The organism is Aeromonas intestinalis (assembly GCF_054052485.1).
Map to the genome: position 1 here is coordinate 134,696 of NZ_JBSTYK010000010.1, position 15,035 is coordinate 149,730.

General features: G+C 63.6%; 11 protein-coding genes and 1 tRNA gene. 9 read left to right on the forward strand and 3 right to left on the reverse strand.

Going from position 1 to position 15,035, the window contains the following annotated elements; all coding sequences use genetic code 11:
• Positions 1–116: 116 nt before the first annotated feature.
• The gene (locus ACW5W7_RS14320; RefSeq protein WP_456502145.1) at positions 117–659 is read right to left on the reverse strand and encodes a hypothetical protein; all 543 of its coding nucleotides are present in this window, start codon (positions 657–659) and stop codon (positions 117–119) included.
• Between the two features lie 208 nt (positions 660–867).
• Here ACW5W7_RS14320 and ACW5W7_RS14325 point away from each other — a divergent pair.
• The 3 genes from ACW5W7_RS14325 to ACW5W7_RS14335 all read left to right on the forward strand — a co-directional run bounded on the left by ACW5W7_RS14325 (position 868) and on the right by ACW5W7_RS14335 (position 3,679).
• Positions 868–944, forward strand: a tRNA-Trp gene (locus ACW5W7_RS14325).
• A gap of 321 nt (positions 945–1,265) precedes the next feature.
• Positions 1,266–2,636 carry a phophatidylserine decarboxylase associated domain-containing protein gene (locus ACW5W7_RS14330; protein ID WP_456502146.1) on the forward strand — a complete coding sequence of 457 codons (1,371 nt, stop codon included), beginning with the start codon at positions 1,266–1,268 and terminating at the stop codon, positions 2,634–2,636.
• Positions 2,637–2,857: 221 nt separating this feature from the next.
• Complete coding sequence (locus tag ACW5W7_RS14335; RefSeq protein WP_456502147.1) at positions 2,858–3,679, forward strand: alpha/beta hydrolase; 822 nt, start codon at positions 2,858–2,860, stop codon at positions 3,677–3,679.
• A gap of 81 nt (positions 3,680–3,760) precedes the next feature.
• Here the strand turns inward: ACW5W7_RS14335 and ACW5W7_RS14340 are convergent, their stop codons facing one another.
• Positions 3,761–4,357 (reverse strand): LysE family translocator, encoded by a 597-nt coding sequence (locus ACW5W7_RS14340; RefSeq protein ID WP_349920175.1) that lies wholly within the window; start codon positions 4,355–4,357, stop codon positions 3,761–3,763.
• Between the two features lie 107 nt (positions 4,358–4,464).
• On the opposite strand from ACW5W7_RS14340, the gene ACW5W7_RS14345 reads away from it, so the two are divergent.
• Positions 4,465–5,388: a LysR family transcriptional regulator gene (locus tag ACW5W7_RS14345; protein ID WP_456502148.1), complete on the forward strand. Its 924-nt coding sequence runs from the start codon at positions 4,465–4,467 to the stop codon at positions 5,386–5,388.
• 129 nt (positions 5,389–5,517) lie between these two features.
• Complete coding sequence (locus tag ACW5W7_RS14350) at positions 5,518–7,407, forward strand: methyl-accepting chemotaxis protein (RefSeq protein WP_456502149.1); 1,890 nt, start codon at positions 5,518–5,520, stop codon at positions 7,405–7,407.
• A 189-nt stretch (positions 7,408–7,596) separates the two neighbouring features.
• On the opposite strand, the gene ACW5W7_RS14355 is transcribed toward ACW5W7_RS14350, so the two are convergent.
• On the reverse strand, positions 7,597–8,499 hold the full coding sequence (locus tag ACW5W7_RS14355; RefSeq protein WP_456502150.1) for an AraC family transcriptional regulator N-terminal domain-containing protein: 903 nt from the start codon (positions 8,497–8,499) through the stop codon (positions 7,597–7,599).
• Positions 8,500–8,639: 140 nt separating this feature from the next.
• On the opposite strand from ACW5W7_RS14355, the gene yqhD reads away from it, so the two are divergent.
• The 4 genes from yqhD (at position 8,640) to ACW5W7_RS14375 (ending at position 14,998) form a co-directional block, all read left to right on the forward strand.
• A complete protein-coding gene (gene yqhD, locus ACW5W7_RS14360) occupies positions 8,640–9,803 on the forward strand; it encodes an alcohol dehydrogenase (protein ID WP_349920169.1) in 1,164 nt (387 codons plus the stop codon).
• Between the two features lie 507 nt (positions 9,804–10,310).
• Positions 10,311–11,837 carry a Re/Si-specific NAD(P)(+) transhydrogenase subunit alpha gene (locus tag ACW5W7_RS14365; protein WP_456502151.1) on the forward strand — a complete coding sequence of 509 codons (1,527 nt, stop codon included), beginning with the start codon at positions 10,311–10,313 and terminating at the stop codon, positions 11,835–11,837.
• 11 nt (positions 11,838–11,848) lie between these two features.
• On the forward strand, positions 11,849–13,333 hold the full coding sequence (gene pntB, locus ACW5W7_RS14370) for a Re/Si-specific NAD(P)(+) transhydrogenase subunit beta (protein ID WP_349920165.1): 1,485 nt from the start codon (positions 11,849–11,851) through the stop codon (positions 13,331–13,333).
• 372 nt (positions 13,334–13,705) lie between these two features.
• Positions 13,706–14,998 (forward strand): L-cysteine desulfidase family protein, encoded by a 1,293-nt coding sequence (locus ACW5W7_RS14375; RefSeq protein WP_349920164.1) that lies wholly within the window; start codon positions 13,706–13,708, stop codon positions 14,996–14,998.
• The last annotated feature ends 37 nt before the right edge of the window (positions 14,999–15,035 follow it).

Consider the following 15,035-nt stretch of genomic DNA (forward strand, 5'->3'; position numbering starts at 1 on the left):
TTCATCAAAAACGGCATCGTCCTGTCCTGACCTTTTTCAAAACCGCAACGATTATAGAGTCGGTTTTTGAATTGTCAAAAATTTATTTCTTAGGCATTTTTTCAACAAAAAAACGTTTAACTGGCGCGAACGGGTCGGCAAACCCAGACCTGGTGCTCATCCTGCAACGGCAGCCCATCCTGCGCCATGCTGCGCAGATAGCCGAGTCTGTGGTGCCCCTCCAGCAGGCAGTAGGGGCCGGGCAGGGGCTGGCCATCCGGGTAGCTGGCGACGAGGGCGGGATCCAGCACTATGATGGGCTCGGTCCAGGTGCCCAGGGTCAGCATCTTCTCCCCGAGCCAGGAGCGGCGCACGTAGCGATTGTGGCGCAGCAGCTCCCCCCAGCGCTCGATCACCTCCATGTGGCGGGAATCGATGTCGGCCAGGATGCGCGCCGTGGGCCAGTGTTCGCACTGGAAGTCGTGGCTGGCGAGATCGATAAAGCTCCAGTTGGACTCGAAACCGCGCCAATGACGGTAAATCCACTGGCTCAGCACATTGGGGGGAATGAAGGGGACCGCGGGGCCGACCCGTGCCAGATAGTCGGGCAGGGGTTCTGTTTTGCTCTCGTCCCTGAAGTTGAGCGGTGCAAGTTGTTGAAGTAAGCGGTAATTGAGCATGAGCACTCTCCTCTTGCCTAGCCCTTGATCCCACCCTACCTCCATTTTGGTGGCTTTCCTACCCTGACAAGGCTGTAAATACAGCGAGTTACCCCCAGAGGCTGCCCAAATCGACGGTATCTGCTCGTGATTTGCGCAATCGCATCGAAAGTGCGAAAAAAGCCTTTACCTTTGATCCCGGCTTTGTATAATTCGCCTCGTTTGTTGCAGGGGCGTAGTTCCAATTGGTAGAACAGCGGTCTCCAAAACCGATGGTTGCGGGTTCGAGTCCTGCCGCCCCTGCCATTTTTCAGAGAGGCCAGCTCATTGAGCTGGCCTTTCGCATTTCCGTCCCGCCACTTTTCTGTGGCAAGTGCCTTGCCTCTTCTGTCCGGCTCGCTCGATCCAGAAAAAATACCCGTTATTTTTCAATTTCTTGTCTGCATGCTCCTGCGCTAGTCCCAGTCGCGCTTTCCTGCCCTGTCGTTTCTGGCAGTCGTGTGCTCTTGCCCCCTGTGCTACACCACATGGGCTGCGCCACTCGGCACCATGATCCTGTCTGAGTCGGTCGCCTGCATGGATGCGCCAGCCCTGGCTGGCATCGAGGACATCGCGAGGAGAGTCATCATGAACAAGGCCGTTGAAACCCGCTTGAACAAGTCCCGCCCCGGTGGCTGGGTACCACAGGATCAGCACCACATCGATCGCTGGATCAAGCGGTTGCAGGCATATGTGACGCAGCAACCGCGGCCGCTGGTGGCCCCCATCGCCCAGTTGCAGGATCTGGTGAAATCCGATCCCCTGTTGCATGCCCAGGCCGATGCCATGTTCAAGGAGGCCTGGCGCCACGAGCACCTGACCCCTCTCGGGCAGATGGCGCTGAAAGATTTCGACGAATTTCTGGTCCTGCTCAACGGCATCATGACCACGGCCCCGGAGGCCTATCAGGACATCCCGAGCCAGGAGCCCTCCGGCCTCATCGGCTTCCCCATCAATGCCCTGCTGGACTGGCCCATGGCCACCCGCTCCGGCTACCTGTTCTTTGCCAACACCCTGGTCAACCAGCAGTTCAAGAAGATCCTCGGCTACTGGTCGCAGTTTCTGCAGAGCCCGGCGTCCCGCTACGTGCTGACCGAGCCGGTCAGCCGGCTGGACAAGGAGACCCTGATCGTCCCCTGGCTCGGCGAGGTGGCGCAGGCCGAGATGGTGAAGGTGGCCGGTTCGGCCCGGGGGGAGGGCAGCAATCCGACCCCGGCCCGTTTCGATGCCATCTTCCAGTGCCATCCGGCGGAGCCGTACCATGGCTTCGGCTGCTGGGATGATTTTTTCACCCGCACCTTCCGTCCCGGCGTGCGGCCGGTCTCCGCCCCCGGGGATGACGGCGTCATCGTCAATGTCTGCGAGTCGGCGCCGCTGCAGGTCAAGACCGGGGTGAGCCGCAGCGATTGCTTCTGGCTCAAGGGGCAGCCCTATTCCCTCGACAACATGCTCGACTTTGATGACACCGCGCCCCTGTTCGACGGCGGTACCGTCTACCAGGCCTTCCTCAGCGCCCTGAGCTATCACCGCTGGCACAGCCCGGTGAGCGGCACCATCCGCAAGGTGCGCATCGTCAACGGCACCTACTACCTGGAAAACCAGTACGAGGGCTTCCTCGACGCGGACGGGGCCGATCCCAGTGCCCCCAACAACTCCCAGCCCTTCCTCACCTCGGTGGCGACCCGGGCGCTGATCTTCATCGAGGCGGACAACCCCAGAATAGGCCTGATGTGCGTGGTACCGGTGGGCATGGCAGAAGTATCGAGCTGCGACATCACGGTGAAGGCGGGGGACAGGGTGAAGAAGGGGGATCAGCTCGGCATGTTCCACTTCGGCGGCTCGACCCACTGTCTGGTGTTTCGCAAGGGGGTGGAACTGGCCTTCGACTTCCATGGCCAGACCCCGGGCCTGGATGCCACCAACCTGCGGCTCAACACCGCCATCGCCAGGGTGAAGTAGCGCCGTCCCGAACGCCACGAGGCCGCCATCTGGCGGCCTTTCTCATGGGCGAAACAGAGGGGGGCGACATCAGGCGGGGGCATGACACCCTGGTCAATCGAATCAATGGCCCCCTCCTCATAGCCTGAGCGAATGGTGTCGATACGCTGATCAAAATTCACCGGGCGGGCCGGGCTGGCCATAATCGGGGGCCGCCATCCGGCTCACTCACAGGAGATCCCATGTCCCCCTGCTTCACCGAATGGACCCAACCCCTGCAATTGGGGGAGGTGCGGCTCGAGATCGCCGCCATCGGCCGCCCCGGCTTGCGCGCCCCCGTCGTCTTCTTGCACGGTTTCGGCTCCACCAAGGAGGATTACGCCGATCTCGTCCACCATCCCGACTTCGAGGATAGGCCCTTCCTCGCCTGGGATGCACCGGGCTGTGGCGCCTCCTCCATCGACGTCCCGGCCCGCATCGATCTGGATCTGCTGGTGCAGACGGCGGTGCGGATGACAGAGAGCAAAGGGTTCGAGCGCTTCCATCTGGTGGGTCACTCCATGGGCGGGCTGACTGCCCTGCTGCTGGCCCATCGCCATCCCGAACGGGTGCTCAGCCTCACCAGCATCGAGGGCAACCTGGCACCGGAGGATTGCTTCCTGAGCCGCCAGGTTCACGCCCATCCGGCAGAGAGTGACGAGGCCTTCTTCGCCGACTTCATCGCGCGCACCCGCCACGGCCGGGACATGGCGAGCGCCCTTTACGCCGCCAGCCTGCAGCACAAGGTGCGTAGCGGGGCGGTGCGGCCCATCTTCCGCTCCATGGTGCAGCACAGCGATGAGGGGGATCTGCTCGGCAAGTTCCTCGCCCTGCCGTGCCCCCGGCACTTCATGTACGGGGAACAGAACGCCCATCTCTCTTATCTCGGGGCGCTGTCGCAGGCCGGAGTCAGGCTGACCGAGATCCCCCGCTGTGGCCACTTCCCCATGTATTCGAACCCGGTGCTGATGTGGTGGGCCCTTGCGGAGTTCTTCGAGGAGAGCGAGCGCTACCTCGGCCAATAGCAGGCATCGCGCACCGGACCGTTTGACGGCGCGGTCACGCAGCGTCGACCCGGTGCGCGCAACCCGGAATGGCGGGTGCGGTCAGCCCCGCAGCAGCACCAGGGCGAGCAGCAGGAAGGCGAGGGCGCTGATGCGGTTGATCCAGCGTCCGCCGCCCCCCTGCAGCCAACGCCGCGCCTTGCGGGCCGAGAGGATGTAGCCGCCGTGGACCCCCATCATCAGCAGACAGAAACTGGAAACCAGTAGCACAAACTGTGGCAGATAGGCCCGCTGGTGGTCGATAAACTGGGGCAGTATGGATAGGAAGAAGATCAGCGCATTGGGATTCGTGAATTGCAGCATGACCCCCTCCAGAAACAGATGGCGACGGGCGGTCGGTGGCACTTCACCGAGGGGGCGGGGGACGCTGCGCCACAACTTCACCCCGAGCCAGGCCAGGTAGAGCACGCCGCCGTAGCGCACCCACTGGAAGGCGGTGGGGGAGGTGGCGATGAGCACGCCCAGGCTGGTGGCGGAGAGGATGGCCACCCCGAGCACCCCGCAGGTGAGGCCAAGCATGCCGACCAGGGCCGCCCCCAGGCCGTGGTTGAGGGCATTGGTGAGGGACTTGAGGGTACTGGGGCCCGGGCTCAGTATGGTGAGCCCCGCCAGGGTGAGAAACATGAGGTAGAGTTGCACTGCGCTTCCTGTGCCGCGTTGCGAGAGGTGATCGCCATTGTTGTGAGGCGCCACCTATACGTAAAATCCAAAGAAAGTAACGACCCGATTCGAACAGGCTATCGACCATGATCAACTTCCGACTCGTCCGCCATCTCTGGCTGTTTCTGGCGGTGGCCGAGGAGCGCCATTTCGGCCGTGCCGCCCGCCGTCTCGGCATGACCCAGCCGCCCCTGACCGAGCAGATCAAGGTGCTGGAGCACGCCCTGCGGGTGAAGCTGTTCGATCGCACCCCCAAGGGCGTGCAACTCACCCCGGCGGGGCAGGCCATCCTGCCCGCGGTGCGGCGGCTGGCGGATCAGCTGGAACATCTGGAGCTGGCGGTGCGGGAGGCGGCATCGGGTCAGGTGGGATTGCTGACCATCGGGGCCATCACCTCCGCCATGCTGGATGAACTGCCGGCGGTGATCGAGCGGCTCAAGCTGAGCCACCCCGGCGTCACCGTCTCGGTGCGGGAGATAGACAGCGCCGATGCCATCCCGGCGCTGGAGAGCGGCGAACTGGATCTGGCGCTGGTGCGGCTGGCCGGGCGGGACGAGGGGAGCATCAGGGTGCGCCCCCTGAAGCAGGATCGGCTGGCGGTGGCGTTGCCCGCCACCCATCCGTTGGCGGGGGACGCGGCGGTGCCCCTCGCCGCCCTGGCGGAGGAGCCGTTCGTGTTGTTCCCCCGGGCCCTCAACCCGGCTTATTTCGATACCCTGATGGCCTGCTGCCACGAGGCGGGGTTCGCCCCCCGGGTGCTGCACGAGGCGCGCACCGTGGCCTCACAGGTGGCCTTCGTCGGCTGCGGCCAGGGAGTGGCCCTGGTGCCGGAGACCCTGCACAAGAGCGCCCCGGCCAACGTGGTGATCCGCCCCCTGGCGGGGGAGGTGCAGGTGGTCACCACGGCGCTGGCCTGGCACGGGGAGCGCCCGCCTGCCCTGCTGGATCTGCTGCTGAGTGAACTGGGAGGCGCCGGTCTGCGGCAGCAGGAGGCAGAGCCAGAAGCGTGATCGGCAGTACAGTATGCGGAAAATTATCAATAAATAGATCAGATTCACTAAAGTCCTGCCCCGTCAGCGCCGATAGCCCTACCAAGATGGAGGTATCTCTGCCTCCCGTCACCACAAGGATCTGTAGTCATGACACTCTCGTTGCGCGGCAAGCTGCTCGCGACCAGCCTGGGGGTAGTGCTGTTGATGGCGGCGTTGCTCGGCGTGGTCGCCTTCCAGACCCTCAAGTCCCGTACCCTGGAGGCCATCCGGAGCGAGGCCGTCAACTACGGTCATGCCCACGGGGTGGCCATCGGCAGCTGGATGGAGGACCGCAAGCACGCGGTGGATGCCCTGGCCGCCGTCATCGCCGAGAACCCGCAGGCGACCCTGGTGCCCCATCTGCTGCAGACCCGCACCTCCGGCGGCTTCGGGCTCACCTACTTCGGTGGCAGCGACGGGCAGATGATCCGTCACGACCCTTCTCTCAACACCGCCAACTATGACCCGCGCGCCCGCCCCTGGTACCAGAACGCGGTCAAGGCGGGCAAGTTCATCGTCACCCCGCCCTATGTGAGCGTGACCATGCAGCAGATGGTGGTGACCCTGGCCGAACCCGTGCTGCATCAGGGTCAGGTGATCGGCACCGTCGGGGCGGATCTCTCCCTGGATGCCCTCATCGACGAGGTGCTGGCCATGAAGGTGCAGGGGGAGGGCTATGCCATGCTGCTGGACCGCACCGGCCTCATCGTCGGCCACCCCCAGAAGGATCTGGCCCTCAAGCAGGTGGCCGAGCTGGCACCGGATCTCTCGGGGGCGGCCCTGACGAGCTGGAGTCAGAGCGGCGAGCTGCACCCGGCCATCATCGATGGCCGCGCCGTGCTGCTGTCGGTACAGGCGGTGCCCGGCACCGACTGGCTGCTGGCCATGGTGATGTACCAGGATGTGCTGGAGGCGCCCTTCGCCACCCTGCTGTGGCAGCTGGTGGGGCTGACCCTGGTGCTCCTGCTGTTGTTCAGCGCCCTGCTCATCGCCACCTTCAACTACCTGTTCGCCGATCTCGGCCGGGTGTCGAAGGCGCTGGCCGACATCGCCCACGGGGAGGGGGATCTGACGGTGCAGATCGCCACCCGCAGCCAGGACGAGGTGGGCCAGCTCGCCCAGAGCTTCAACCAGTTCGTGGCCAGGTTGCACGGCATCGTCAGCCGCCTGCGGGAGGTGACCATCGAACTGGCGGATCAGTCCCGCGCCCAGGCCCGGGGTGCCGAGTCCCGCAGCGAGCGGGTGCGCCAGCAGCAGGACGAGATCGTGATGGTGGCCACCGCGGTGACCGAGATGGCCTCCGCCACCCAGGAGATCGCCGGCAACGCCGAGTTTGCCGCCACCACCTCCGGGGAGGCGGTGCACCTCGCGGTGGCGGGCCAGTCCCAGGTCGGCCAGAGCCAGCGCAGCATCACGAGCCTCGCCGATGAGGTCGCCGATGCCAGCCAGACCATTCATGAACTCGACGCCCATGCCCAGAAGATCAGCGGCATCCTGGCCACCATCAGCGGCATCGCCGAGCAGACCAATCTGCTGGCCCTGAACGCCGCCATCGAGGCGGCCCGGGCCGGGGAGCAGGGGCGCGGTTTTGCGGTGGTGGCGGACGAGGTGCGGGTGCTGTCGCGGCGCACCCACGACTCCACCGCCGAGATCCAGCAGATGATAGAGGCGCTGCAGCAGACCACCCGCCGTGCCGTCAGCGGCATGGAGAGCAGCCGTCAGCTGGCGGGCACCAGCGTGGAGGATGCCGAAGCGGCGAACCGGAGCCTCGGCCAGATCAACGAGGCCATCGGTACCATCAGCGACATGGCGACCCAGATTGCGGCGGCGGCGGAGGAGCAGACCTCGGTCACCGGCGAGATCAGCCGCAACACCGAGAACATCCGCCATGTCTCCCAGGAGCTGGCGGAGCAGGCGCGGGAAGAAGCGAAGCAGGCGGCGACCCTCAAGGGATTGACCGAGCGACTGGAGCAGGAGATTGGCCGCTTCCGGCTCTGAACGGGGCGTCACGGCGATCATAAAGGCGGCACAGGCCGCCTTTATTCATGGTGAGAATGGAAACTGCAACCGCATGCACCGGATGAATAATGGGGGCTCATCCGGCCCTGTGGCGCTGCCGGAGGGACTCCGCGCATGCAAGTTAGCCGCGGCCCCTCGGGATCCCGGCGATGGCCGTAGACAAGGGGATCACCCCTCCATGATGCGCAGTTGGCCGTCCCGAAAGCGGGAGGCCTGATCCGTGGGGGTGCTGCCGAAGAAGCGCTTGTACTCCCGGCTGAACTGGGAGCCGCTCTCGTAGCCGACCTTGGCCGCCGCCGTGCCCGCCTTGATGCCGTCGTGCAGCATCATCATGCGCGCCTTGTGCAGCCGGAACGACTTGATGTACTGCAGGGGCGAGGTGGCGGTGACCGCCTTGAAGTGGTGGTGGAAGGCCGACACGCTCATGTTCACCTCCCGCGCCAGCTCCTCCATGGTCAGGGTGTCGGCGTAGCGCTGCTCGATGAGCCGCAGCACGCGGGCTATCTGCCCCATGTGGTTGTGGCGGTTGGCCAGGGCCTGCAGGGCCGGGCCACCGCCCTCGTGCAGGGCGTAGAACAGCATCTCCCGCACCGTCTGGGGCCCCAGCACCCGGGCGTGATGGGGCTTGTCCATCAGGTCGATGAGTCGCTCGGCGGCGCAGAACATCTGCTCCGAGAGGGGCACCGCCAGCACGCCGCTCTTCTGGGGCGGCGGGGGTGGCAGATTGTCCCCCAGCTCCAGCAGCAGCTCCTGCAGGGTGGCCACGTTGATCTCCAGGGAGAAGCCGATGAGGGGCTGCTCGGGGGAGGCGAAACACTCGCACTCGCAGGGCAGGGGCAGGGTCATCAGCAGGTAATGGCTGGGATCGTAGCGAAACACCTGGTCCGCCAGGTAGCCCACCTTGTGGCCCTGCAAGATCACTATCATCCGCGGCTGGTAGAGCACCGGCAGGCGGCCGTGGGGCTCGGTGGTGTAGATGATATTGACCTGGGAGACTGGAGAGGGAGTGATGCCCGGGGCCGCCACGTGGCGGGTCAGCCGGGCGGCGAGGTCGGCGTAGCGGTCGGACATAGGTACTCCAGGTAAATTTCAATGTTTGCAGAAATAGGCAAGCAATCTGCAGAATGTTGCCTTGATGGTAAGGTCTGACTGTAGAAAAATGCAATCATCATTTTGCGGCCAGGCCGCGCAGCCATCCAGAGGTAATCCCAATGTACAACTTCACTCTGCACACTCCGACCAAGGTGTTGTTCGGCAAGGGCCAGGTCGCCCACCTGCGCGAGCAGCTTCCCCAGGACGCCCGCATCCTCATCACCTACGGTGGTGGCAGCGTGGTGCGCAGCGGCCTGCTGGCCCAGATCAAGCAGGATCTGGCGGGCATGACCCTGTTCGAATTCGGCGGCATCGAACCAAACCCCACCTATGAGACCCTGATGGGCGCCGTCGAACTGGCCCGCGCCGAGAAGGTAGACTTCCTGCTGGCGGTCGGTGGTGGCTCCGTGCTGGACGGCACCAAGTTCATCGCCGCCGCCGCCCACTACGATCTGGCCAAAGACCCCTGGCACATCCTCGAGACCGTCGGCGGTGAGGTGGCTTCCGCCATCCCCCTCGGCGCCGTGCTGACCCTGCCGGCCACCGGCTCCGAGATGAACATGGGCGCCGTCATCACCCGCAAGAGCAGTGGTGACAAGCAGCACTTCTTCTCCCCCTTCGTGATGCCGCGCTTCGCCGTGCTGGATCCCGTGCTGACCTATACCCTGCCGGCCCGTCAGGTCGCCAACGGCGTGGTGGATGCCTTCATCCACACCCTGGAGCAGTACCTCACCTTCCCGGTCGATGCCAAGGTGCAGGATCGCTTCGCCGAAGGCCTGCTGCTGACCCTGGCCGAGGAAGGTCCCAAGGCGCTGGTGGAGCCGGAAAACTACGACGTGCGTGCCAACATCATGTGGAGCGCCACCCTGGCCCTGAACGGCCTGATCGGTGCCGGCGTGCCGCAAGACTGGGCGACCCACATGCTGGGCCACGAGATCACCGCCCTGCACGGCCTGGATCACGCCCAGACCCTGGCGGTAGTGCTGCCGGCCCTGCTGCAGGCCAAGCGTGAGCAGAAACATGCCAAGCTGCTGCAATACGCCGAGCGAGTCTGGGATCTGCGCAGTGGCACCGAGGAAGAGCGCATCGACGGCGCCATCAAAGCCACCCGCGACTTCTTCGAGCGGATGGGGATCAAGACCCGCCTGCGGGACTATGGTCTGGCGGATGCGGGCATCGATACCCTGCTGGCCAAGCTGGAAGAGCACGGCATGACCAGCCTGGGTGAGCACGGCGACATCGACCTCGCCCAGAGCAAGCATATTTATGAGGCTGCCTGGTAAGCGGAACCCAGCTGCTGCCAGTGCCAGTCGGCTATGTATAGCGGGGCCCTTCCTCAGCCTGCGGGCGGGGAAGTGGCCCCGTTCTCGTTACAAAACGGTTACTTTTTTCCGCTTCGTCTCATCCCATGCGCCAACGGCAGATTTCGTAAGAACAAAAAACGCTAAGATAGAGGGCCGGTTAAACATTTTTTTTGACTGGTTGGATCACTTTTTTTGGTGCTTTTTGCTGGTATAAGTCGCTAATTTAGTTTGTTTTTTTTAATCATGGGTCGGGTTGGGCTGAATTCTGTACCGACGCCGTCCGGGCTGCGGTTGTAATAAAACTCCAAAATTTGATACTAATCACCTTCGCGCCTGAAAAGCGGGGGCCTGACCATGACAGGAGGTTGAGGTAACGCCTGCTGATTTTCATAACAAAGGGCCCGTGACCTGTACTTTGATCATGCCTTGTCTGCTCAGACATGAGAGACTGGGCAATGATTGTTTATTAACCATCAGGGAATAGTCATGCAGATTGGAATACCGAGAGAGAGTCTCGCCGGTGAGACCCGGGTCGCAGCGACCCCGGCCACCGTCGAGCAGCTGAAAAAGCTCGGCTTCGAGGTTGCCATCGAGGCCGGTGCCGGCCAGCTGGCCAGCTTCGATGATGCCGCCTTCGAGGCTGCCGGTGCCAGCGTGGTGCCGAGCGTCTGGCAAGCCGACCTCATCTTCAAGGTCAATGCGCCGACCGACGCCGAGATCGCAGAAATTAAGGATGGCGCCACCCTGGTGAGCTTCATCTGGCCCGCCCAGAACCCCGAGCTGGTCGAGAAGCTGTCCGCGCGCAACATCAATGTGATGGCGATGGACATGGTGCCGCGGATCTCCCGTGCCCAGTCCCTGGATGCCCTCTCCTCCATGGCCAACATCGGTGGCTATCGCGCCGTGGTCGAAGCCGCCCACCAGTTTGGTCGCTTCTTCACCGGTCAGATCACCGCCGCCGGCAAGGTTCCCCCTGCCAAGGTACTGGTGATCGGTGCCGGCGTGGCCGGTCTGGCCGCCATCGGGACCGCCGGTTCCCTCGGCGCCATCGTGCGTGCCTTCGACACCCGTCTGGAAGTGGCCGAGCAGATCGAGTCCATGGGTGGCGAGTTCCTCAAGCTGGACTTCGGCGGTGAAGATGGCGCCTCCAGCGACGGTTACGCCAAGGTCATGTCCGATGAGTTCATCAAGGCCGAGATGGAGCTGTTCGCCCAGCAGGCCAAGGAAGTGGACATCATCATCACTACCGCCCTGATCCCGGGCCGCCCTGCTCCCAAGCTCATCACCAAAGAGATGGTGGACAGCATGAAGCCGGGCTCGGTGATTGTGGATCTCGCGGCCGCCACCGGCGGCAACTGCGAATACACGGTGCCGACCGAGCTGTTCGTCACCCCGAACGGCGTCAAGGTGATCGGTTACACCGACCTGCCGGGTCGTCTGCCTGCCCAATCCTCCCAGCTCTACGGGACCAACCTGGTCAACCTGATGAAGCTGATGTGCAAGGAGAAGGACGGCAGCGTCGCCATCGACTTCGAGGACGTGGTCCAGCGCAACATGACGGTGATCCAGGCCGGTGAAGTAACCTTCCCGCCCCCCGCGATCTCTGTCTCCGCCGCTCCCCAGAAGCCGGCCGCCAAGGCTGCGCCGAAGAAGGTGGAAGAGAAGAAACCCTCCAACAAGAAGTTCGTGTTCGGTGCCCTCGGCATCGCCGCCTTCGGTTGGGTGGCTGCGGTGGCCCCTGCCGCCTTCCTCTCCCACTTCACCGTCTTCATCCTGGCTTGCGTGGTCGGTTACTACGTGGTGTGGAACGTCTCCCACTCCCTGCACACGCCGCTGATGTCGGTCACCAATGCCATCTCCGGCATCATCGTGGTCGGCGCCCTGCTGCAGATAGGGCAAGGGTCGACCCTGGTCACCGTGTTGGCCTTTATCGCCGTGCTGATTGCCAGTATCAACATCTTCGGTGGCTTCACCGTTACTCAGCGCATGCTGAAGATGTTCCGTAAGGATTAAGGGGGTTTAACGTGTCTCAAGGACTGGTAACAGCATCCTATATCGTTGCCGCCGTGCTCTTCATCCTCAGTCTCGCGGGACTGTCGAAGCAAGAGACGGCCAAGCATGGCAACCTGTTCGGTATCGCGGGTATGGCCATCGCCCTGCTCGCCACCGTCTTCAACCCGGAAACCAGTGGCGTGCACTGGATCATCCTGGCCATGGTCATCGGCGGCGCCATCGGCGTGCGGCTGGCACTCAAGGTCGAGATGACCGAGATGCCCGAGCTGGTGGCCGTGCTGCACAGCTTCGTGGGCATGGCGGCGGTACTGGTGGGCTTCAACAGCTTCATCGACCTGCACCCGTCCGCCCCTGCCGAGGTGGTGGTCTCCGTCGGTTCCAACCTGGATGCCACCCTGGCGGCAGCCCGGGCGGCGTTCGAGCAGGCGGCCAGTGTCGCCCAGGTCGAGCACCTGTCTGGCGCCATGCTGAACATCCACCTGGTGGAAGTCTTCCTCGGCGTCTTCATCGGTGCCGTGACCTTCACCGGTTCCATAGTCGCGTTCGGCAAGCTGCGTGGCCTCATCTCCTCCAAGCCGCTGCAACTGCCCCATCGCCACAAGCTGAACCTGCTGGCCGTGGTCGTGTCGCTGGCACTGATGATCCACTTCGTCAATGCCGGTGGCTCCACCTTCGCCCTGTTGCTGATGACCCTGATCGCCTTCGCGTTCGGCTGGCACCTGGTCGCCTCCATCGGTGGCGCTGACATGCCGGTCGTGGTCTCCATGCTGAACTCCTACTCCGGTTGGGCAGCGGCGGCGGCGGGCTTCATGCTCTCCAACGACCTGCTGATCGTGACCGGTGCCCTGGTGGGTTCCTCCGGTGCCATCCTCTCGTACATCATGTGCAAGGCGATGAACCGCTCCTTCATCTCCGTCATCGCCGGTGGCTTCGGCTCCGATGGCGTGGCCTCCACCGCCGACCAGGAACTGGGCGAGTACCGCGAGACGAATGCCGAAGACGTGGCCGAGATGCTGAAAAGCGCCAGCTCCGTCATCATCACCCCGGGCTACGGCATGGCGGTGGCACAGGCTCAGTATCCGGTGGCCGAGATCACCCAGAAGTTGCGTGATCGTGGCGTCAAGGTGCGCTTCGGTATCCACCCGGTGGCCGGTCGTCTGCCGGGTCACATGAACGTGCTGCTGGCGGAAGCCAAGGTCCCGTACGATATCGTGCTGGAAATGGACGAGATCAACGAGGACTTCAGCGATACTGACGTGGTGCTGGTGATCGGTGCGAACGACACCGTCAACCCGGCCGCCATGGAAGATCCGGGCAGCCCCATCGCTGGCATGCCGGTGCTGGAAGTGTGGAAGGCGCAGAACGTCATCGGCTTCAAGCGCTCCATGAACACTGGCTACGCCGGTGTCCAGAACCCGCTGTTCTTCAAGGAAAATACCCAGATGCTGTTTGGCGATGCCAAGGCCAGCGTCGAGGCGATCCTCAAGGCGCTGTAAGCGTCAGCGGAATAAAAAAAGGAGGCTTCGGCCTCCTTTTTTTATTGCCCGGTATTAGGCGTTCGGCCCGATCACAGGCGGTTGGGACAGGGGCCGGGGGAAGTTTGGCGTCGGCGACGAGCGGGTTCGTTTGGACTCCAAATGGCGATCCGGATCGCAATCCGGTGACGTTCCTCCTGCTGGAAGGCATAATGGCGGCAAAAGGCAAAAGGCAAAAGGCAAAAGGCGAACGGCTTCAATTTTATTTGATTCTGACGTCATTAAAATCAAATAAAGTTACAGGAACGGGCGGGCCCGCAGCGGCTTTCCTTCCACCAGATCCATCCGCCGGGCCAGCAATGTCACGCGGCACAGTGAATACGAGAACCACAGATGAAAGCACAATGGACCGATTTCATAACCCTGCTCAAGCGTGAAGTGGTGCCGGCCCTTGGCTGCACCGAACCCATGTCGGTGGCGCTGGCGGCGGCCAACTGCCGCAGGCTGCTGGGGCAGGATCCTGCCCGCATCAGCGTCTGGGTGAGCGGCAACCTGTTCAAGAACGGCATGGGGGTGGGCGTGCCCGGCACCGGCATGATTGGTCTGCCGGTGGCTGCCGCCGTCGGCATCACAGGGGGCAACCCGGATGCGGGCCTCGAGGTGCTCAAGACCCTGACGCCGGCCCAGGTGGAGGCGGCCAAGACGCTGCTCCCCCTCATTCAGGTGGATGTGAAGGATGTGCCGGATGTGCTCTACGCCGAGGTGCTGGCCGAAGCAGACGGCCACAGCGCCCGGGTGGTGATCTGCACCGATCACACCCGCATCGTGCTGATGGAGAAGGATGGCGAGGTGCTGATGGAGCAGGACAGCGCCCCCGGGGTGCAGATCCAGCCCGCCAAATCCGACAAGCCCACCATGACCCTGAAGGAGATCGTGGAGTTTGCGCTGGAAGCACCATTGGCGGAGATCGACTTCATTCGCGAGGCGGCCAGCATGAACCAGGCGCTGGCGGATGAGGGGTTGCAGGGCTATGGCCTGCGCATCGGCAAGATCCTGACCGATCAGGTGGAGCGCAAGCTGCTCTCCGACGACCTGATGACGCTGGCCATGCGCCTCTCCTCTGCCGCCTCCGATGCGCGCATGGATGGCGCCATGCTGCCCGCCATGTCCAACTCCGGCTCCGGCAATCAGGGCATCGCCGCCACCATGCCGGTGGTCGCCGCCGCCCGCTTCCTCAACGCGAGCGACGAGCAGCTGGCGCGGGCCCTGGTGATGAGCCACCTGGTGGCCATCTACATCAAGGCCTACCAGAACAAGTTGTCGGCCCTGTGCGCCGCCAGTACCGCCGCCATGGGCTCGGGCGCCGCCATCACCTGGCTGCTGGGCGGCCAGTTCGAACAGATCAGCCACTGCATCAACAACATGATTGGCGACGTTTCCGGTATTATCTGCGACGGAGCGGGCAGCGCCTGCTCCATGAAGGTCTCCACTTCCACCTCGGCGGCGGTCAAATCCTCCCTGATGGCCATCAACAACCTGAGAGTGCCCCAGAGCGAGGGGATCGTCTCCGATGACGTGGACCAGACCATCGCCAACCTGGGCCGGCTCTCCAAGCAGGGGATGCTGGATACCGATATCGAGATCATCAACATCATGCGGGCCAAGCAACAAGGCAAGGCGAGCTGATGAAGAGGGTGGCGCAGGCCACCCTCTGTCTTTGACT

Bases quoted from the DNA above. Each gene is read 5' to 3' on its own strand.
- ACW5W7_RS14375 (WP_349920164.1), top strand. From the start codon at position 13,706: ATGAAAGCACAATGGACCGATTTCATAACCCTGCTCAAGCGTGAAGTG.
- ACW5W7_RS14335 (WP_456502147.1), top strand. From the start codon at position 2,858: ATGTCCCCCTGCTTCACCGAATGGACCCAACCCCTGCAATTGGGGGAG.
- ACW5W7_RS14355 (WP_456502150.1), bottom strand. From the start codon at position 8,499: ATGTCCGACCGCTACGCCGACCTCGCCGCCCGGCTGACCCGCCACGTG.
- yqhD (WP_349920169.1), top strand. From the start codon at position 8,640: ATGTACAACTTCACTCTGCACACTCCGACCAAGGTGTTGTTCGGCAAG.
- ACW5W7_RS14350 (WP_456502149.1), top strand. From the start codon at position 5,518: ATGACACTCTCGTTGCGCGGCAAGCTGCTCGCGACCAGCCTGGGGGTA.
- ACW5W7_RS14330 (WP_456502146.1), top strand. From the start codon at position 1,266: ATGAACAAGGCCGTTGAAACCCGCTTGAACAAGTCCCGCCCCGGTGGC.
- ACW5W7_RS14320 (WP_456502145.1), bottom strand. From the start codon at position 659: ATGCTCAATTACCGCTTACTTCAACAACTTGCACCGCTCAACTTCAGG.
- ACW5W7_RS14345 (WP_456502148.1), top strand. From the start codon at position 4,465: ATGATCAACTTCCGACTCGTCCGCCATCTCTGGCTGTTTCTGGCGGTG.
- ACW5W7_RS14365 (WP_456502151.1), top strand. From the start codon at position 10,311: ATGCAGATTGGAATACCGAGAGAGAGTCTCGCCGGTGAGACCCGGGTC.